The organism is Nocardioides sp., from assembly GCF_050699375.1.
Lineage (GTDB): Bacteria > Actinomycetota > Actinomycetes > Propionibacteriales > Nocardioidaceae > Nocardioides.
On sequence record NZ_JBOHDN010000104.1, the window covers coordinates 46012 to 65513 of the forward strand.

General features: G+C 68.7%; 14 protein-coding genes. 6 read left to right on the forward strand and 8 right to left on the reverse strand.

All coding sequences use genetic code 11. From position 1 onward, the window contains the following. Positions 1–229: 229 nt before the first annotated feature. Both ACRDPS_RS07605 and ACRDPS_RS07610 read left to right on the forward strand, forming a co-directional pair. Positions 230–1393: a lipid II:glycine glycyltransferase FemX gene (locus tag ACRDPS_RS07605; protein ID WP_431501021.1), complete on the forward strand. Its 1164-nt coding sequence runs from the start codon at positions 230–232 to the stop codon at positions 1391–1393. A gap of 3 nt (positions 1394–1396) precedes the next feature. Continuing rightward, the gene (locus tag ACRDPS_RS07610; protein ID WP_431501022.1) at positions 1397–2449 is read left to right on the forward strand and encodes an alanine racemase; all 1053 of its coding nucleotides are present in this window, start codon (positions 1397–1399) and stop codon (positions 2447–2449) included. Here ACRDPS_RS07610 and ACRDPS_RS07615 read toward each other — a convergent pair. Beyond that, positions 2407–3840 (reverse strand): glycosyltransferase family 87 protein, encoded by a 1434-nt coding sequence (locus ACRDPS_RS07615; protein WP_431501023.1) that lies wholly within the window; start codon positions 3838–3840, stop codon positions 2407–2409. The two genes, ACRDPS_RS07610 and ACRDPS_RS07615, sit on opposite strands and share 43 nt — an antisense overlap. Further along, positions 3837–6389: a transglycosylase domain-containing protein gene (locus ACRDPS_RS07620; protein WP_431501024.1), complete on the reverse strand. Its 2553-nt coding sequence runs from the start codon at positions 6387–6389 to the stop codon at positions 3837–3839. The genes ACRDPS_RS07615 and ACRDPS_RS07620 overlap by 4 nt, the downstream gene beginning before the upstream one ends. A 630-nt stretch (positions 6390–7019) precedes the next feature. Between ACRDPS_RS07620 and ACRDPS_RS07625 the strand changes: the two genes are divergently transcribed. Together ACRDPS_RS07625 and ACRDPS_RS07630 are read left to right on the forward strand one after the other, a co-directional pair. After that, positions 7020–7703, forward strand: coding sequence for a PadR family transcriptional regulator (locus ACRDPS_RS07625; protein ID WP_431501025.1), 684 nt, complete (start codon positions 7020–7022; stop codon positions 7701–7703). 44 nt (positions 7704–7747) lie between these two features. Beyond that, on the forward strand, positions 7748–8830 hold the full coding sequence (locus ACRDPS_RS07630) for an inositol-3-phosphate synthase (RefSeq protein ID WP_431501026.1): 1083 nt from the start codon (positions 7748–7750) through the stop codon (positions 8828–8830). A gap of 64 nt (positions 8831–8894) precedes the next feature. On the opposite strand, the gene ACRDPS_RS07635 is transcribed toward ACRDPS_RS07630, so the two are convergent. The 3 genes from ACRDPS_RS07635 to ACRDPS_RS07645 are packed head-to-tail and all read right to left on the reverse strand — an operon-like array spanning position 8895 to position 11910. Next, entirely contained in the window at positions 8895–10121 is a 1227-nt protein-coding gene (locus tag ACRDPS_RS07635; RefSeq protein ID WP_431501027.1) for an ABC transporter permease, read from the reverse strand. Next, positions 10118–10819: an ABC transporter ATP-binding protein gene (locus ACRDPS_RS07640; RefSeq protein WP_431501028.1), complete on the reverse strand. Its 702-nt coding sequence runs from the start codon at positions 10817–10819 to the stop codon at positions 10118–10120. Before ACRDPS_RS07640 ends, ACRDPS_RS07635 begins: the two co-directional genes overlap by 4 nt. Continuing rightward, the gene (locus tag ACRDPS_RS07645; protein WP_431501029.1) at positions 10816–11910 is read right to left on the reverse strand and encodes a hypothetical protein; all 1095 of its coding nucleotides are present in this window, start codon (positions 11908–11910) and stop codon (positions 10816–10818) included. The genes ACRDPS_RS07640 and ACRDPS_RS07645 overlap by 4 nt, the downstream gene beginning before the upstream one ends. A gap of 168 nt (positions 11911–12078) precedes the next feature. Between ACRDPS_RS07645 and ACRDPS_RS07650 the strand changes: the two genes are divergently transcribed. Continuing rightward, positions 12079–13356, forward strand: coding sequence for a transposase (locus ACRDPS_RS07650; protein WP_431501030.1), 1278 nt, complete (start codon positions 12079–12081; stop codon positions 13354–13356). 134 nt (positions 13357–13490) lie between these two features. Here ACRDPS_RS07650 and ACRDPS_RS07655 read toward each other — a convergent pair whose 3' ends face one another. From ACRDPS_RS07655 to ACRDPS_RS07665, 3 genes are read right to left on the reverse strand one after another with little or no spacing between them, the layout of a single operon-like run. After that, positions 13491–13946: an SRPBCC family protein gene (locus tag ACRDPS_RS07655; RefSeq protein ID WP_431501031.1), complete on the reverse strand. Its 456-nt coding sequence runs from the start codon at positions 13944–13946 to the stop codon at positions 13491–13493. A gap of 57 nt (positions 13947–14003) precedes the next feature. Continuing rightward, positions 14004–15545, reverse strand: a complete 1542-nt coding sequence (locus ACRDPS_RS07660; RefSeq protein ID WP_431501032.1) for a LicD family protein — start codon at positions 15543–15545, stop codon at positions 14004–14006. Positions 15546–15576: 31 nt separating this feature from the next. Beyond that, positions 15577–17013 carry a CCA tRNA nucleotidyltransferase gene (locus ACRDPS_RS07665; protein ID WP_431501034.1) on the reverse strand — a complete coding sequence of 479 codons (1437 nt, stop codon included), beginning with the start codon at positions 17011–17013 and terminating at the stop codon, positions 15577–15579. Between the two features lie 74 nt (positions 17014–17087). Between ACRDPS_RS07665 and ACRDPS_RS07670 the strand changes: the two genes are divergently transcribed. Beyond that, positions 17088–19268, forward strand: coding sequence for a DUF6049 family protein (locus ACRDPS_RS07670; RefSeq protein WP_431501033.1), 2181 nt, complete (start codon positions 17088–17090; stop codon positions 19266–19268). Positions 19269–19502 lie beyond the last annotated feature (234 nt).

The following is a 19502-nucleotide window of genomic DNA, read 5'->3' on the forward strand; positions in this document are numbered from 1 at the left end:
TCGTGGTGGTCATAGTTGCTGTCACGCCTTGAAGGAGCCCCTCGCTCCGGCCGTGATACATCTGCCCGCCGACAATAGCGTCTCTACGCAACAGACTCACTAGGTGTTCGCAGCAACCGTGCCCATATTCGGCGACGCGAAGGGGTCCCCGGCGAGCTCTGGACAGGCTCGGATACCCGCTTCGACCATCGGTTCGAGCTCGGTGGTCGAAGCGGGTAGCCTTCGGCGGGTGAGTCTCACCGTGCGCCCCATCACCGCTGCGGAGCATCTCGCTTACATCGAGAAGCAGCCCAGCGTGAGCTTCCTCCAGACCCCCTCCTGGGCGCGGGTCAAGACCGAGTGGCGCTCGGAGTCGATCGGCTGGTTCGACAGCACCAGCGGCGGTGCGCTCGTCGGGGCCGCGCTGGTGCTGCACCGGCCGGTGCCGAAGCTGGAGCGCTACACGCTCGCCTACCTCCCCGAGGGCCCGAGCATCGACTGGTCTGGCGACCTCCAGCCATGGTTGACGCCGCTGGCGACGTACCTCAAGAAGAACCGCGCCTTCGGCATCCGGATCGGACCGCCGGTCACGACCGCGGTCTGGAGTGCCGGGCAGGTCAAGGACGGCATCGCCGACGAGACCGTCCAGCGGCTCAATCAGCTCACCCCGAGCCACCGCGACGCCACCGGCGCCCGCGTGGTCAGCCAGCTCCGGGCCGCCGGCTGGAAGCCGCAGAGCCCCGAGGACGGCTTCGGCGCCGGCCAGCCGCAATACAACTTCGTCATCCCGTTGGCCCACGAGGACGGCACCCCGAAGACCGAGGACGAGGTCCTCAAGGGGATGAACCAGCTCTGGCGCCGCAACATCAAGAAGTCCGCCAAGATGGGCGTCGAGGTCGCCGTCGCGACCCCGGCCAAGCCCGCCGGTGGCGAGTTCGACTCGGACCTGAGCGCCTTCCACGAGCTCTACGTCCACACCGCCGAGCGCGACCACTTCACCCCGCGCCGCCGCGACTACTTCAAGACCATGTTCGCGGCGATGTCGGCGGAGGACCCCGAGCGGATCAAGCTCTTCATCGCCCGCCACGAGGGCGATGTGGTCGCGGCCACGATCATGGTGCGCGTCGGTCAGTACGCCTGGTACTCCTACGGCGCCTCCTCCACCGAGAAGCGGGACGTACGTGGCTCCAACGCCCTCCAGTGGGCGATGATCCAGGACGCGATGGCCGCCGGAGCGACCAGCTACGACCTGCGCGGCATCACCCCGACGCTCTCCACCGACGACTCCCACGTGGGGCTGATCCAGTTCAAGGTCGGCACCGGTGGCCAGGCCGTGGAGTACGCCGGCGAGTGGGACCTGCCGCTGAACAAGCCGATCTACACGGCCTTCGATGTCTACATGAAGAGGCGCTGACCGATGCCGCTGAAACTGACCGTTGACGCCGACCGTTGGCGCAAGCACGTCCAGACCTTCGCCGAGGCGACCCCCGGCCTGGTCCCGGTCGCGAAGGGCAACGGCTACGGCCTCACCCTGCGCAAGCTCGCCCACCAGACCGAGTGGCTCAATGGCCTCGGCACCGGCGTCGAAACGCTCGCGGTGGGCACCTACAACGAGGTGTGGGAGGTGGCGACCAGGTTCAGCGGCTCGATCTACGTCCTCACCCCGTGGCGTCCCTACTCCCCCGAGATCAACCCGGAGATCGCCGACCGGGTGATCCACACGATCAGCCGCCCCGAGGACCTGCCGCTGCTGCTCGAGCGGCAGCCGAACGCACGGGTGATCCTCGAGCTGGTCACCTCGATGCGCCGTCATGGCATGACGCCGAGCGACCTGTGGCCGAGCGCCACCATCGCCCGCGAGCACGCTCGCTTCGAGGGCATCACCATGCACTTCGGCCTCGACGGCGGGAGCCTCGCCGAGGTACGCGCCCAGATGGACGCCGTCGTCGGCGCCGAGGCCAAGGCGGTCTGGGTCTCCCACCTGAGCGCCAACGAGCTGGCCCAGCTGCGTGCCTCCTACGGCGACATCACCTTCCGCCCACGGGTCGGCACCGCGCTGTGGCTCGGCGACCGCGACGCGCTCCACGTGACCGCGACCGTCGAGGACGTGCACCCGCTGGAGCGTGGCTATTCCTACGGCTACCGCGGCCGCACGTCGATGCGCGCCGGCCACCTGGTGGTCGCCACCGGTGGCACCGCCCACGGGATCGGGCTCGAGGCTCCGCTGGGCGACACCCACCTGCGCTCACGCGCCGTCGCCGTCGCCCGGGGCGGCCTCGACGCCATCGGCCAGTCCCGCTCGCCCTACACGCTCGACGGCAAGGCGCTCTGGTTCGCCGAGCCGCCGCACATGCAGGAGTCGATGCTCATGCTTCCCTCCGGCGCACGCGTGCCCGAGGTCGGCGAGGAGCTCGAGGTGCGGGTGCGCTACACCGCGACCTCGTTCGACGAGATCGTCCTGGAGTCCTGACCCACTCTCGCCTCGGTCCACCGGACCGGGTCGCGCCACGGCTCGTAGATCTCGCGCACCACGACCGAGACCAGGTAGACCTCCGCCGCCACCCGGGCGAGGATCGCGAACCAGTACGCCGGCTGGTCACCGGCCCCGCTGGCCAGCAGATCCGCGAGATACCACCAGACCGCGACGAAGTAGAAGAGCTCACCGGCCTGCCAGATGAGCTGGTCACGCCAGCGCGGCACGGCGAGGACGGCCAGCGGCAGCAGCCAGAGGACGTACTGCGGTGAATACACCTTGTTGACAAGCAGGAACCCGGCGACGATCAGGAAGCCGAGCTGCGCCAGCCGCGGTGTCTCGCGGGCGGTCAGACCGATGATGAGTACGCCGCTGCACCAGGCGATGAAGAAGGCCCAGGAGACGAGGTTGACCGTCTGGGCCGAGATCGTCGCGTCGGTGGCCTGCTGGGCCACCAGCCACAGCGAGCCGAGGTCGGGGCCGCGCTCGGAGTTGAAGCTCCAGAAGACCTTCCACTGCTCCAGCCCGGTCGCCATCGCGGGCATGTTGGCCAGCACCCAGGCGAGGATCGTCGCCAAGGACGCGACCGCCAGGTCGTAGTAGCGGCGGCGCCGGACGCAGATCACGACCAGCCCGCCGAGCAGGAAGAGCGGATAGAGCTTGGTCGCGCAGCCGAGCCCGATCAGGATGCCGGTCAGCAGCGGCCGGTCGCGCGACCACGCCCAGAGCGCACCGGCGACGAAGACCACGGCCAGCATGTCCCAGTTGATGACCCCGGTCGCCGCCAGCACGGGAGCGAGCGCGAACGCGGCCGCGTCCCAGGGCCGTCGGGGATGCGTACGGGCCAGGAGCCAGACGGAGAGCAGGGCCGCGACCGCGAACCCGACCACGTTGACGATCATGAAGACCCGGATCTCGTGGTGCATGCCGTCCAGGTCCCAGAAGCCCGAGGTCTCCTCGAGATGGCGCTCGTCCTCGTCCGGGGTGTCGCTGAGCCAATCGGTGACGTACGACGTCGCCCAGGCGTAGTAGGAGATGCCGACCGGATACTCCATCACCTGTGGGTAGCGCGCCCGGACCTCAGGATCGGAGGCGTAGGGCCATTCCTTCTCGGCCAGACCGCGGTCGACGTAGAGATAGGGCAGGTCGGAGTAGCAGAAGTTGGTGTATCTGCTCTCGCCGTTGGTCCAGGTGGCGTTGTAGCAGGTCTGTTTGGACACCATCCCGATCGCGAAGGTGAGTGCGGTCAGAAGCAGCAACAGGCCGACGGCGCTGAACCAGCGCCGTCGGCCGTGTGCGAGTCCCCCGAGCGGACCGCCCACGGCGGTGGAAGCGGTCTTGACGACCGGATCCTCCGCCGCCGGGGCGGTCACTGGACCATCAGTCACTGCGTAGTGCCCTCTTCGGTGGCTGGGTTGTTGCCACCGCCATTATTGCCATCAGCGGGCGGCGAGGACGACTCACAATCGCCGAACCAGTCGCAGGCGGTCTCGGTGGGATTGGGCTCGGTCGACTCGGACTCGTCCGGCGTCGACGGGTCCTGGCCCGGCCAACCATCTGTCGGCTCGCCAGTCGGCTCGTCGCTCTCCTCGGGCTCCTCGATCGGGATGCAGAGGCCCTTGCGCTCGTCCTTCTTGGAGCAGTCCTTCGACGGCGTGGGAGTCGGGTCCGGCGTCGCGGTCAGCGACGGAGCGTGGCCGTCCTCCGGGGCCTCGCCATCCATCCAAGCGGGCTCGGGGAACTCCTCGATGTCCATGTCATCGGTCAAGGTGCCCATGATCTCCGCCCAGGTCTCAGCCGGATAGCTGGCGCCGTAGTAGGAGTCGAGCCAACCGTCCAGCCGGCCGTTACCGGAGCCGCGGACATACATCACGGCGGTTGAGAGCTGCGGCGTGTAGCCGGCGAACCAGGCCGAGGAGACGTACGACTCGTCGCCCGAACCCATGGTCGCGGTGCCCGTCTTGCCGGCAGCAGGTTGCGCGATCACCCCGGCCGACTTTCCGGTGCCGTTCTTGACGACCTCCTGGAGCGAGTACGAGGTGTCGTCGGCAGCGTCCTCGGACATCGCCCGCTCCTCGCCGTCGCGCTGGTTCCACTCGTAGACGACCTCGCCCTCGGCGTCGACGACCTTCGAGACGACGTGCACGGTGTTGCGTACGCCGCCGTTGGCGATGGTCGCGAACGCGTTGGCCATGTTGACCGGGCTGACCTGCGCCTTGCCCAGGGTGACCAGGTAGTCGGTCGGGTCCATGTCGGGCGAGTAAGCCGGCATCGAGCGGTAGTCGGCGGGTGCGTCGTTCGCCGACTGCTCCATCGGGGGGATGCCGGCCTTGACGGCCTGCTCCCATACGTCCTTGTGGTTGTTGGGCAGCGCCTGCGACATCTCGACGAAGGAGGTGTTGATCGACTCCTCCATCGCCTTGATCCCGGTCACGTACTCGCCATACGAGTGACCGGTCGGGTCCGCGTCGGACTGACCGGAGTTTCGGACGACCAGCTCGGTGCCGGGGATCTCCATACCGCCCTCACCGGTCCAGGTGTCCTTCAACGAGTAGCCGGCGTCGAGTGCCGCCGCCATGGTGAACGGCTTCATCGTCGAGCCCGCCATGCCACCGTTGGCCGCCCAGTTGATCTGGGACTTGAGGTAGTCCTGGCCGCCGTAGAAGCCCTTCAGGGCGCCGGTCTTCACGTCGACGGTCGCTGCTCCGACGTGAAGGGCGTTCTTCTCGTTCTTCTCGTTGACCGACTTCTTGTCACCGGGACGTACGTCGTTGACGGCGTTCTCCGCGGTCTTCATGGCCTTCGAGCTGAGCGTGGTGGTGACCTTCAGACCCTTGCTGTCGATCTCCTCCTCGGTGAAGAGGGGCTCGCCCTTCTCGTTCTTCAGGGACTTCAGCTCGGTCTTCACCAGCGTGAGCGCGTGACCCTTCTGGCCACCGAGGCGGCTGTCGGCGCGCGGCTTGGGGAACTTGGGCAGCGCTGCCTTGGACTTCTCCAGGGTGGCCTCGTCGTACTCGCTGAGCGCCTTACCCTGCGCCTTCAGGTCGGCCATGCCCTTGAGGACGTACTGGTAGCGACCCAGCAGCTCGGTGCCGCCGGCGTCCTTGCCGGACTTCTCCGGGTCGAACCCGTTCGGGTTGTTGAGGATCGCGGTGAGCGCCGCGGCCTCCTTGATGTTGAGGTCCTTGGCCGACTTGCGGAAGTAGGTCTTCGCCGCGGCCTGGACGCCGTACGCACCGCGGCCGAAGTAGACGGTGTTGAGATAGCCGGTGAGGATCTCGTCCTTGGACTCCTGCCGGCTGATCTTGAGCGAGATGACCGCTTCCTTGACCTTGCGGGAGTAGGTGCGCTCCTGAGTCAGGTAGAGGTTCTTGACGTACTGCTGGGTGATCGTCGAGGCGCCGCCCTGGCTGCCGGTGGTGGCGTTGGAGAAGAGGGTGCGGGCGATGCCCTTGAGGTCGATGCCGTTGTTCTCGTAGAAGCTGCGGTCCTCGGCCGCCACAGCGGCGTCCTTCACGAGGTCCGGCATCTCGTCCACGCTCAGCGCGTCACGGTTCTGGTCGCCCGCCTGGAAGCGGCCGACCTCCTTCTTGCCGCCGGCGTAGTAGACGAAGCTCGACTCGGCCTGGAACGCCTCGTTGGCGCTGGGGACCGAGATCATGTTGTAGGAGATGATCACCGCGGCGCTGCCGATCAGCGCCATGACCAGGGCGAAGATCGCCGCGACCTTCCCGATCCTGACCGCCAGGCCCTTCTTGTCCCGGTCGGGGTCGCTGAACCGGTCCTTCAGCCCGTCGAGCCGGCTGCCGTGACGGCCGGGGCCGTTCGGACGGGGGCCGGCGGGTCGCTGACCGAGCCGGTCGACCGGGGGCTCACCGGGACGGCGAGGTCCCGGATAGGGCGGGCGCTGACCGGGACGGCCGCCACCGGGGGGCATCGGCGGCTGGGCCGAGCCTCGGGGCGGGGGCTGCGGGCGGCCGCCGGGACGCGGGCCCTGCGGAGCACCCTGAGGCCCACCTTGGGGCCCACCTCGGGGACCGCCCTGGGGGCCACCTTGGGGGCCGCCCTGCGGTCGGCGTGGGGCAGGTGGACGACCGGCACCGCCGGACGGACCACCCTGCGGAGGGCGCGGTCCACCCCGGGGTCGTCCTTGGAGCCCACCGAGATCGGATCTGCGGGGGCTGGGCCTGCGCGGGTTGGGCCTTTGCGAAAAGCCGCCGCCGGTTGGGTCGCTCACGGGTTTGCACTGCTCCTGTGACTGCCCGGCACGTGACCGGACGGGCTGACACTGACAATCCCCCGACGTCGCTGGATCCCCCCGAAGAGATCCCATCAACCTGACGCGACGCTTGCCGGACGTTCCCCGCGGTGGATCCACGGGTGGGCGAACGGCAGCCATCAGCGTACGCAATCGACGCTAGCGCCCATGCATCCACGCCCAGCGCGCCCCAAGTCACCCGACGTCAACAGTTCGGTGACGGTTGCATCGAAGTGGCCATTTCGGGCGTATTCAGACAAGACTTTGGTCTCTATTTGCCGTCATGGATATATCGGTACGATAGGTCGCATGGCACGTCGCGCAGAGACGATCGAGCTCGCAGTCCTTGGGCTGCTGCACGAGACGCCTATGCATGGCTACGAGCTGCGCAAGCGGCTCAACCTGATGCTCGGCTGGGGTCGGGTGCTGTCGTACGGCTCGCTCTACCCCGCCCTGAAGAAGATGCTGCGCAAGCACCTCATCGAAGAGGAGGCGCAGACCGTGACGCCGGTGACCCGGCGGCCGCGGATCGTCTACCAGCTGACGCCTGCCGGCGAGCGTGAGTTCACCCAGCTCATGTCCGAGGTCGGACCGATGGCTTGGGAGGACGACAACTTCGACATCAGGTTCGCGTTCTTCGGTCGCACCGACATGGAGATCAGGCTGCGAGTCCTCGAGGGACGACGCAGCCGGCTCCAGGAGCGCCTCGACCGAGTCCAGCGCGAGCTTGCCATGACCCAGAAAGAGGTCGACTCCTACGCCCGCGAGCTTCAGCGCCACGGTGTCGAGTCAGTCGAGCGAGAGGTCAGATGGCTCTCCTCGCTGATCGATGCCGAGCGCAACCCCAAGCCTGCGAACGACGAGCGGGCAACGGGACGCAGGGGTCTGGGGAATGACGATGACGTCCGCGACGAAGCGGACGTCTCGCGCACCGCGCCGCAGTACGGAACACGCAAGGGTGCAGCGCACAGCAGCCAAGAGGATGAGAAATGACCTCCTCACCGGTGAGCCGGTCAGGAGAATTGGAAGGAGCCCCGATGGGTTCGGTTCGTGTAGCAATCGCGGGAGTCGGCAACTGCGCCAGCTCCCTGGTCCAGGGTGTGGAGTACTACAGGGACGCCGACCCGGCGGGCAGCATCCCGGGCCTGATGCACGTCAAGTTCGGCGACTACCACGTCTCTGACGTCGAGTTCGTCGCTGCCTTCGACGTCGACGACAAGAAGGTCGGCAAGGACCTCTCCGAAGCGATCGACGCCTCCGAGAACAACACCATCAAGATCGCCGACGTCCCGTTCAAGGGCATCGAGGTCCAGCGTGGTCCCACGCTCGACGGTCTGGGCAAGTACTACCGGCAGACCATCTCCGAGTCGGGCCTCGACCCCGTGGACGTGGTCTCGGTGCTCCGTGAGAAGGAGGTCGACGTCCTCGTCTCCTACCTTCCGGTGGGCTCGGAGGAGGCGGACAAGTTCTACGCGCAGTGCGCGATCGACGCGGACGTCGCCTTCGTCAACGCGCTGCCGGTCTTCATCGCCTCCGACCCCGAGTGGGCCGCGAAGTTCGAGGCCGCGGGCGTCCCGATCGTCGGTGACGACATCAAGTCGCAGGTCGGTGCCACCATCACCCACCGCGTCATGGCCAAGCTGTTCGAGGATCGTGGCGTCGCGCTGGACCGCACGTACCAGCTCAACGTCGGCGGCAACATGGACTTCAAGAACATGCTCGAGCGTGAGCGCCTGGAGTCCAAGAAGGTCTCCAAGACCCAGGCCGTCACCTCGAACCTCAAGGGCGAGCTGGCCGACAAGATCGACGATCGCAACGTACACATCGGTCCCTCGGACTATGTGCAGTGGCTCGACGACCGCAAGTGGGCGTACGTCCGGCTCGAGGGTCGCGCGTTCGGTGATGTCCCGCTCAACCTGGAGTACAAGCTCGAGGTCTGGGACTCGCCAAACTCCGCGGGCATCATCATCGACGCCGTGCGTGCCGCCAAGATCGCCAAGGACCGTGGCATCGGCGGCCCGATCATCCCGGCCTCGGCCTACCTCATGAAGAGCCCGCCGGTGCAGATCGAGGACACCGAGGGTCGCGTCCAGCTGGAGGCGTTCATCAGAGGCGAGTGACCCTCTGCCGCTGACCTGCCCCGGGTGCCTGGCACCCGGGGCAGTCGCATGTCCGGTCGCGTCCTCAGAAGCGGATCGCGTCGATGATCCGTACGCGGGCGGCGATCATCGCCGGGAGGATGCCGGCGAGCGCACCGACGGCGAGGGCGACCGCGAGACCGAGGAAGGCGGCGGAGAGAGGGAAGGGTGGGACGTCGTCGATGCCTTGGAGGACCAACTTCTCGACCCACGGGTTCTTGATGGCGGCGACGGCGAGCATCACGCCGACGACACCGGCGACGAAGGTCGCGACCACGCTCTCCATCATCACCGAGAAGAAGACGCGGCCGGTGGTGGCGCCGAAGCTGCGCCGGATGCCGATCTCGCGGATCCGCTGCTGGATGGTCACCAGCGCGATGTTGAGCAGGCTGAGCGCGCCGAGGAGCAGGATGATCCCGGCGATCCCGATGACGATCCACTTGACCGGGCCGAGCGGGTCCTCTCCGCCCCAGGCGAGATAGTCCTCGCGACCGGCGTTCACGCTCAGTCCAGGCAGCTCCGCCCGCATCGCTCGGCTGATCTCCTCCGCGAGCTGGTTGGCACCCTTGACCGGCACCCACATCTCGTACGACACTTCCGGAGCCGTCGTCCCGAACCACCGCTCGTGCACGTCCGGGTGCAGGTAGACCTGCCCACGCCGGGAGTCGCCGCCGCGCGAGGCGATCCCCACCACGGTCGCGGTCACGGTCGTGCCCCTGCCGGTCAGGTCGATCGTGAACGGCAGCGGGGTATCGGTCAGGCCGAGCTTCTTCACCAGCGACGGGCTGACCACCACGGTCGGTGAGAGGTTCTCACCATCGGCCTCGGTCAGCCACCGCCCCTCGGGTACGACCACCCGGTGGATCGCCGCATAGTCCGGGTCGACGGCGGCCAGGTCGAGGTTCATCTGCTGCCCGGCGTACGTCGCCTTGAACTCGTATTCGGAGATCCGCATCGAGGCGTACGTGATGTCGAAGTCCTCCACGACCTTCTCGAACGCGGGGCGGATCCGCTCGGACGGGATGGGGTTGCCGGTTCGGTCGTCGTAGCCGTGGACGACGATCCGGGCGGGCCGGCCCTCGCGCTCGTACTGCTCGACGAGCACCTGCTCGCCGATGGTCGCAACCGCGACCGTCGCGGTGATGGAGGCGACCGCGACCGCGACCCCGATCAGGGAGAGCAGCACCCGGAGACGGTGGATGCGCAGCTCCTGCCAGGCCTCGACCGTGGCTGCGGCGAAGCCCGAGAACCCGTCGCCGAAAGCCCGCTTCATGCCGTTACCTCGTCGAGGACGTGCAGCTCGCCCTCGGCCAGCCGGTAGTGCCGTCGGGCCATCGCGGCGACGCTGGGATCGTGGGTGATCGTGATGAGCGCGGCGCCGGAGTCGTAGGTCGCCTTGTCCAGCAGGTTCATCACCAGCTCCCCGGTCTCGACGTCGAGCGCGCCGGTGGGTTCGTCGGCCAGCACGACAGACGGGCGTCGCACCAGGGCGCGGGCGATCGCGATGCGCTGCTGCTCGCCGCCGGACATGTGGTGCGGCATCGCGTCGAGCCGGTCACCGAGGCCGACCTGGTCGAGCATCTCGGAGGCGATCCGCCGGCGTTGCCAGAACTCGCGACCGGTGGCGTAGAGCAGCGGCGCCATCACGTTCTCTATCGCGGTACGCCCCGGCAGCAGGTTGAACTGCTGGAAGACGAACCCGATGTCGCGGCCTCTTATTCGTGCCGCCGCGCGGTTGCCGATGGCGGACAGGTCCTTGCCGGCCCAGTGCAGGCTCCCGCCCGTGGGTCGGTCGAGCAGCCCGAGCAGGTTGAGCAGGGTCGACTTGCCGGTGCCCGATCGGCCGATGATGCCGATGTGGTCGCCGCGGCGTACCTCCAGATCGACGCTCGTCAGGATGTGCAGGTCCTGGCCGTCGGGGAGCTCGACGGTGCGGGCGACCCCCTCGAGGCGGAGGAGCTCCTCCCTCATCCGTACATCATCTCTTCCTCGCCCCGGGGCTCCGGCTTCGAGCCGGGGACGTAGCGCTGCACCCGGTCGCCCACCTTCAGCCCGCTGGTGACCTCGACCTGCTTCCCGTCGGTCTCGCCGAGGGTGACGGGATGCTCGGTCGGCGTACCGTCCTCGCCCAGGAGCCACACGGTGCCGTCACCGAAGAGGCCCTTGACGCTGGTGACCGGGATGACGACGACGCCTGCGTCGGACTTGCCTGCATTGATCGACATCGTCATCTTCAGGCCGTCGTAGACGGTGACCTTCCGTGGCACGACGCAGGCGATCCTGGACCCGGCCGCGGACTCGCTCTCACCCTCCGGCATGCCCATCTCTTCGCCGCCCTCGGGTTCGGCCTCGATGGTCTCGGTCGCGGCCTCGCCGACGGTGAGGTTGGTGCAGGTGAACGGCTTGGGTCCACCCTCGATCTCCACCGTCGCCTTCTCGGGGGCGCCGGCGAGCCGGTAGCGGTCGAGCGGTGTGATCGCGCCGACGGCGTGGAAGGTCTGGCGCCGGACCGAGACCACGACAGCGTCCTCGGCGGTCTCCTCCAGCAGGTCCGTGGCGTACGTCCCCACGACGCCGGCCGCGGGCGCGACGACGGTGAACCAGCGGTACGTCGGCTTCGCCGGCGGCTCCGGGTCCTCGGCAGGCTGGTTGCCCTGCTCTGCCGGCTCCTCGGTGTCCGGTTCTGCCTCCGGCTCGGCGTCCGCCTCCTCCGGCCCGGTGACCGTCTCCTCTTCCACGCGGATCTGGAAGAGCTTGTCGCCCTTCTTGACCTCCGCCCCGGAGTCGACATACCTGTGCACCAGCACGCCGCTCGCCGGTGCCGTCACCGCGACCGGCTTGTCGATCACGATCGTCCCGTCGACCGTCAGCGAGTTGGCGATCATGCCCTTCTCGGCGACGACCTCCTCGGCCGGAGCCTTCCCGGTCGGCGTCAACGGGCTCTCGTCCGCATCGACATCGCTGCCGGTGAACGCCAGCTTGAACAGGCTGATCGCGACCACCAGGCCGATCAGCAACCACAGCGTGCGGAATACCGCCCGACGCATCCCGACCTTTGACATGGGCGGACGGTATACCGGTTCACCGGATGTTCACATGCGTATATCTCGCGTCGCTCCAGATCTTTTCCGAAACTCGGCCCGAGATGCGACTCGAACACCTGTTCCACCCAATAGAGTACCCGGGCTCGAGAACCCCCAGCTGACCTCATTCACCGGGAGTCCCCCACCATGTCCGACAACCGCAACGACACGGCCGCGACGGTCGAGACCGTCGAGGCCCGGACGACCCCGACCGGCAACGGCCGCGGCCTCATTCTCTTCGGGGCCGTCTCGGTCGCGCTGATCTCGACGGCAGCGGCGTACGTCGCGATGGTCGGCTTCGGGCGCGACGTCCTCGCGATGGGTGCCATCAATGCGTACGCCTTCGCCGGCGTCTTCGAGCTGTCGCTTGTCACCGTCGCGCTGATGGCCCGCGAGGCGGCCCAGCAGGACCGGCCCGCACAGACGCTGCTGTCACTGACCTGGCTGCTCTCGGCCGCGTCCGGATTCTTCGCCGGCTGGCACGAGATCCACCTCGGCCACGCCGTGACCGCGGCGGCATTCCGGTTCATCGTGCCGCTGCTGGCCGCGCTGATGTGGCACCTGGCTCTCGTCGGTGACCGCCACCTCGCCATGGAGCGGTCCTGGTCCGACCTGCGGATGGGCGCCCGGATGCACGCGCTCCTCGGCACCCGGGTCGAGTGGCGGCGGGCCCGTGACACGGCGCTGCGGAAGCGTACGCGCTCCTCGCGACGGAAGCTGGAGCGCGCACAGAAGCGCTACTGGCGAGCCGAGACCGTGGCGCTGCGGTCGGTCGCGCCGGGGGCGATGCGTGATCAGATCACCCAGTGGGTCGACGCGTTCGCCGCGGTCGCCGAGGGCACCCGCCAGGCCGACCAGCTGCCGATCACGCTCCCGGATGTGCACGAGGCGCTCAGCACCTCGGTGGTCGAGAGTGTCGCGACCGTGGAGCAGATGCCCCGCGACCTCACGGTCGCCGACATCTCTGCTGACTTGCCCCGCGAAGTGCTCCCGCCGCGCGAGACCCGGACCCGCGAGATGGCCTCCGCTCTTGCCACCCCTGACAGCCGCCGGCGCGTCTCGAGCCGGGTGACCGAGGCCGCCCGCACCGCCGCCGACGCTGGCCGGGGCGCCGGGATGTCGCCGGAGTTCAGCAGCGGCCGCGAAACGACCGCGCCCGGCACGACCGCGCCGGCGGAGGCCGACGGCGCACTGCTGGACCGGATCCCGTTCCCCGAGAACATCCCCGACCCCGAGCCGGCGATGGACTACCCGGACATCTTCCCCGACGAGCTCGAGGAGCTGGTCAACAACCTGCCCTCCGAGTCGTCGCCCGAGGCGGCACGGATGCTCGTCCGAGCCGGTGCCCCGGTCCCCGATGTCGCCCAGAAGCTCGGGGTCTCCCCGAGCACCGTCTACCGCTGGACCTCCGACGCCCGAGCCTGACCCGCTCTCGCCGAAGCGTCAGCTCTGCAGGCCGAATTGGCACCGGGGGTGCCAACTCGGCCTGCATAAGTGACTTCTCGGCCTGCAGAGCTGACGTCTCGGCCTGCAGAAGTGACTTCTCGGCCTGGTTCGGACTACTTCTCGAGGTCGGCCTTCAGCTTGGCGAGGGTGGTGGCCATGCCCGTACGCAGCTCGTCGGTGAAGCCTTCCTCACCGCCGAAGGCGACCTTCGTCAGCGAGCGGGAGAGGGCGGAGATGCCGGTCGGGGTCTCGCGGCGGTGGGTGACCACGGTCCCCTCGGCGGTCTCCTCGAGCTGGAAGGACCACACCGTCGTGTTCTCGGTGACCCGGAACGCGAAGTCGGAGTGGGGGGTGAAGCGTACGACCCGGGCGGTGGTGGGCCAGTGCTTCCAGCCGTAGTGGTTGATGTTGAAGAACCACGTGCCCTCCTTCACCTGGCCGAGCACGATCGTCTTCACCACCTGCGGGCTCCAGGAGGACATCCGGGGGAGATCGGTGATCGCGGCCCACACCTGCGCCGGGGTGGCGTTGACGGTGGTGGTCGCTTCGAGGTCTGTGATCGTCGTCATGCCGGAACCATACCGTCAGTATGGCGGTCTCGACAGGCTCGACCACCGACGCTTCGCTCAGTCCTCGGCGTCGGACAGCTTCCACGGCCAGTCGTAGAACGGGTTGGGCGTACCCCAGGTCGGGCCGTAGCGCTCCGCGAGGAAAGCCTCCGGATCGGCCGGCGCGAGCAGCTGCGCCCCCAGGAACGAGATCTCGGAGGCGGGCAGGACCAGCGAGGTCGCGATCGCGCGCAGCTTCATCTGCTCCATATGGAGCGTCGTGGAGTCGCCGTCCACGAGGAGCGGGAAGAGGTCGATGTGCAGGCCGGTCGCCGGGTCGGTGATGTGGAAGTTGAGCTGGTTGTTGGGCCTGGCGACCTTCCAGCCACGCTCGGCGATCTCGTCCCTCAGCTCAGTCAGCAGCGGCTCGGCCTCCTCGCGAGAGCCGGCGTCGAGCGGGATCAGCATGTCCACGTCGTCGTCGTGTGCCAGGAAGTCGCCCTCGCGTACGGCACCGAGAAGCGTGCCGTACGCCATCATCGCCGGCTTCCCCAGCTCGGTGAGCAGCGTGGTCGCGTGCAGCATGGTCTCGACATAGCCGGCGGACCGCTTGCGCAGCACCCCGTGGTCGCGGAAGCCGTGCCGGGTGAGGCCGGCGGGCTCGCCACCGATGATGTCGACCGCCCGGTTGACCTCGGTCTCGAGCCGGCGAAGCTCGGCGGTAGAACGCAGGACGAGCTGGTAGGTCGGCATCGACGTCGCTGTCGACGGGAACCGCAGCCGCTCGGCGGCGAGCAGGTGACCGGCGAGCGCCCACTCGTCGTCGGTCAAGGCCTCCTCCCCGGAGAGACGCGTGGGGATCAGCGAGACGAGCAGCCTCTGCTCCTCGGCGTCCGCGGTGAGCAGTCCCTGCTCCGCCAGCTTCGCCAAGCCGGTCAGCACCTCCGCATGCGCGGCCCGGCCGGCCTCTTCCGACTCCAGCATCTCCACACCGACCTCACGGCCGAGCAGGCGGGACACCAGCGCCAGCGTCTGGGTGATGATCGTGTCGGAGTCGACGGAGCAGACGGTGTGGAAGCCGCCATCGGGGCCGCCGACGGCGACCGTCAGCCGCCTCGCCCGCAGCCCCCAACCATCACGCCGGTTGTAGACCCGCAGCTCGTCGGCCTCGACCGGCTCGGCCAGCTCGACCGACCACCAGGCGCCGACCTCCTTCTTCGTACGCAGCGTGCCGTACTCGAACGAGTTCACGTCGTTCGGCTGCGACGGCGATACCGAGCTCTGCTCAATCGTCTGCCCAGCGGTCGCGACCGGGATCAGCCTGCCGTTGGCGTACAGCTCGAAGCCCCGCAGGTCGAGCTGAGCCTCGAACTTCTTCGGCAGGTGGACGCGCAGGACCGAGACCGCGCCGTTGAGGGGAACGGAGAGGTACGCCGCGCCGATGCCGCCGAACCAACCGAGCGACGGCAGCAACGGCTCGCGCCCCGGTAGCCGGCGCAGCCGCACCCGCTCACGTACGTGCTGGTTCTCGGGCTCGACAGGCCGAGCCCGAGGCGCCTCGTGCGCAGGCCGGCGCAGCGCCGAGCGCAGCGCGTCACTGATCGAACGTTTGCCGGTCATCCCCCAGATGTTTCCATCCAGGTCAAGCCGATCAGCGCTCGGCCCACCACTCGAGGAGGCGCTTGCCGGCCTCTTCCTCGGAGAGGACCCCTTCGTCGAGGCGCAGCTCCATCAGGAACTTGTACGCAGCCCCGACCTCGCGACCGGCAGGAATGTCGAGCAGCTCCATGATCTGGTTGCCGTCGAGCGCGGGCCGCAGCGCGGCCAGCTCCTCCTCCTCGGAGATCCGCTCGATGCGCGCCTCGAGCGCGTCGTAGGTGCGCGCCAGCCGCTCCGCCTTGCGGCGGTTGCGGGTGGTGCAGTCGGCACGGGTGAGCACGTGCAGCCGCTCGAGCTGGTCGCCGGCGTCGCGTACGTAGCGACGCACCGCCGAGTCGGTCCACTCGCCGTCGCCGTAGCCGTGGAAGCGCAGGTGCAGGTCGACCAGCTTGGCGACGGCCTCGATCTCGTCCTTGGAGAAGCGCAGCTGCTTCATCCGCTTGCGCGTCATCTTGCCGCCGACGACGTCGTGGTGGTGGAAGGAGACCGTCCCGTCGTCGTGGAACTTCCGGGTGCGCGGCTTGCCGACGTCGTGCATCAGCGCGGCGAACCGCGACACGAAGTCGGGCTGACCACCCAGCCGCGACTCCTGGTCGATCGACTGCTCGAGCACGGTGAGCGTGTGCTCGTAGACGTCCTTGTGACGGTTGTGCTCGTCGCGTTCCATCCGCAGCGCGGCGAGCTCGGGCAGCACCAGATCGGCGAGCCCCGTGTCGACGAGCAGCCGCAGCCCCTGGCGCGGGTAGGGCGCACAGATCAGCTTGACCAGCTCGTCGCGCACGCGCTCCGCGGAGATGATCGAGATCCGCGACGCCATGTCCGTCATCGCCGCGACGACCTCGGGCGCGACCGTGAAACCGAGCTGTGCGGCGAACCGCGCCGCGCGCATCATCCGCAACGGGTCGTCCGAGAAGGAGGCTTCGGGGGTGCCGGGGGTGCGAAGCACCCGAGTCGCCAGATCCACCACACCGCCATAGAGGTCGACGACCTCGCGGGCCTTCCCGTCGGCTCCGCCCAGCCTCACGGCCATCGCGTTGACGGTGAAGTCGCGGCGTACGAGGTCGTCTGCCAACGATGTGCCGTAGGCGACGGCGGGCTTGCGGGAGTCCGGGTCGTAGGCCTCGGAGCGGTAGGTGGTGACCTCCACCTGCCACGGACCCTTGCGGGTGCCGATGGTGCCGAAGTCGCGGCCCATGTCCCACAGGGCCTCACCCCATGTACGCAGGATCTTCTCGGTCTCCTCCGGGCGGGCCGAGGTGGTGAAGTCGAGGTCGTTGTGGGGACGGCCGAGCATCGCGTCGCGGACCGGTCCGCCGACGAGCGCCAGCTCGTGGCCGGAGCGGGCGAAGGCCTCTCCGAGGGAGTCGATCACCGGTGCGATACGGTCCAGTTCAGCAGTCACCGATCGCTGAACATCGGCGACGCTGATCGGGGGAAGCTGGCTGTCGGACACAACGCCGCAGTCTACGAGGACCGCACCTCCGGAAAGATATTCTCGAAGCCATGCCAGTCCGCCAGCACCAGGCGAGGCCTTCAGGGCCATCCAGACGAGTCACCGCCGCACTCGTCCTGGCGCTGCTGGCACCCCTTCTGCTGCTGATGTCCGCGACCACTCTGGCCGCGCCCGCCCAGGCCGCGGAGGAGCCGGAGGAGACCGACCCGCTGACGGTGAGCATCGACCAGCTCGACACGGTCAGCCTCGATCCCCGCACCAAGGGCCGGATCACCGTGCGCGGCAAGGTCACCAACACCACCGAGGACACGTGGGGTGGGGTCAAGATCTACCCGTTCGTCGGCGACACGCCGATCACCACGTCCGAGGAGCTGGCCGAGGCGGCGAAGCTGCCCGCGGACGCGTTGGTCGGCGAGCGGATCGTCACCGAGGGTGCGTACGCCACCGTCCCCGACCTAGCACCCGGCGAGACCTACTCATGGTCGCTGACGGTGCCGCGCAAGCTCCTGGAGATCACCCAGGCCGGGGTCTACTGGTTCGGGGTGCACGCGCTGGGCGCGACCACGCCGAGCACCGCCGACGGCCGGGCCCGTACCTTCCTTCCGCTGGTCACGCAGCCCAACAAGAAGGCGAGGGCCGAGAAGGTCTCGATGGTCATGCCGCTGCGGCGCAGCGTGGTCTACGACGCCGACGGCAGCGTCGACTACCTCCCCGGCTGGACCCGGGACCTGCGCGCGGGCGGCCGGCTCTCCCGGATGCTCGAGGTCGGCGCCGAGATGCCGGGCGTGACCTGGGCCCTCGACCCGGCGCTGATCGATGCCGTACGCAACCTGGCCAAGGGAAACCCGGGCCGCAACATGTCCGCGACGGACGAGGGCGAGGAGCCGGAGGAGAGCGGGAGCTCGTCCCCTTCTCCTTCGACACTGCAGCCGAGCTCCCCGTCCAGCACCGACACCGCCGCGGAGGCCACCGACGAGGAGGCAGAGGCCGCGAAGGAGGCGGCGACGGACTGGCTGGGCCGCCTCGAGGACGCGTTGGCCGGCCACAACCTGCTCGCCCTGCCGTACGCCGACCCCGACCTGTCCGCTCTCGCCACCAGCGACCCCGACCTGCTGGCGACCGCGCGTGAGCGGACCACCAGCTCGCTCGCCGCGCTCGGCATCAAGGCGACCCCCGCCGTCGCGCCACCGACCGGCTACCTCGACCGCGCCGCGGTCAACCTGCTCGAGCCGGGCGCGGTCAACCTGGTCAGCGACAAGATGTTCCGCGGCACCGCGCCGGTGATCGCCGACCTCGACGGTCACGAGATGATCGTCGCCTCCTCCGGGGCGGCCGCCGGCGGGCCCGGGCCCAACGACCCGGTCGACGCGATCTCGGTGCGCCAGCGGATCGTCTCGGAGGCAGCGCTGCGCCGGGGCTCCGGCAAGCCGCTCGTGGTGGTCGTTCCCGACGAATGGCACCCCCCGCAGACGGCGGCGTCGTTCGTCGCTCCGTGGCAGAAGGCCGCCTGGATCTCGCCCTCGTCGCTGACCGAGGCCGTCTTCGACCAGAAGGCCACCGAGGTCACCGCCGAGAACCTCCGCTACCCCCGGCGCGAGATGAAGGCAGAGATCTCGACCGAGCGGATCCGGGCCGCCAACGACCTCATCGACGCCGGCGACACGCTGCAGCGCATCCTGACCCACAACGACGAGGTGGCCTCCGACGTCGTCGGCGAGGCGCTGACCACCACGGCCTACTCCGCCCGCAAGGGCGAGACGGACGCCGCCGCGAACGCGCTCGACCGGATCAACTCCGAGCTGGCCTCGATCACGGTGAACGTACCGCCGAAGGTCATCCTCTCCAGCATGAAGGGCGGCGAGTTCCAGGTCACGCTGAGCAACGCGCTGGACCAGCCGGTCACGGTGCGGCTGGACGCGATCACCGACTCGTCGCTGCGGGTCGCCACCTCCGAGCCGATCCAGCTCGACGCCAACTCGAAGGCGAGCTTCAATCTCGCCGCGAGCATGCGCGACACCGGCACCCACACCGCCCAGGTCGTCGTCACCGACACCGAGGGCAACCCGCTGGGTGCCCACGCCACCGTGCCGATCCGCCCCTCGCAGGTGAGCGGAGTGATCTGGTGGTTCGTCGGGACCGGCTGCGCGCTACTCTTCGCGGCGATCGCCGTACGTCTCACCCGGCGCATCATCAAGGCCAAACGAGCACGTACGACAGGAGGCGACGAGTGAGAAGCGGCGCGAGCGAGGAACGAGCTCGAGCGTTCGCGACGAGCGAGGAGCCAGAGCGAGCGAAGCGAGCGGCAGAACTGTGACAGCCACCGAGCAGAAGTCCGGCGGAAGCTCGGTCCTGGCCAACAGCGCGGTGATGGCCGCGGGGACGCTCTTCTCCCGGGCGAGCGGGTTCATCCGCTCCGCACTCCTGGTCGCCGCCCTGGGCTCCGGCCTGCACGCCGACGTCTTCAC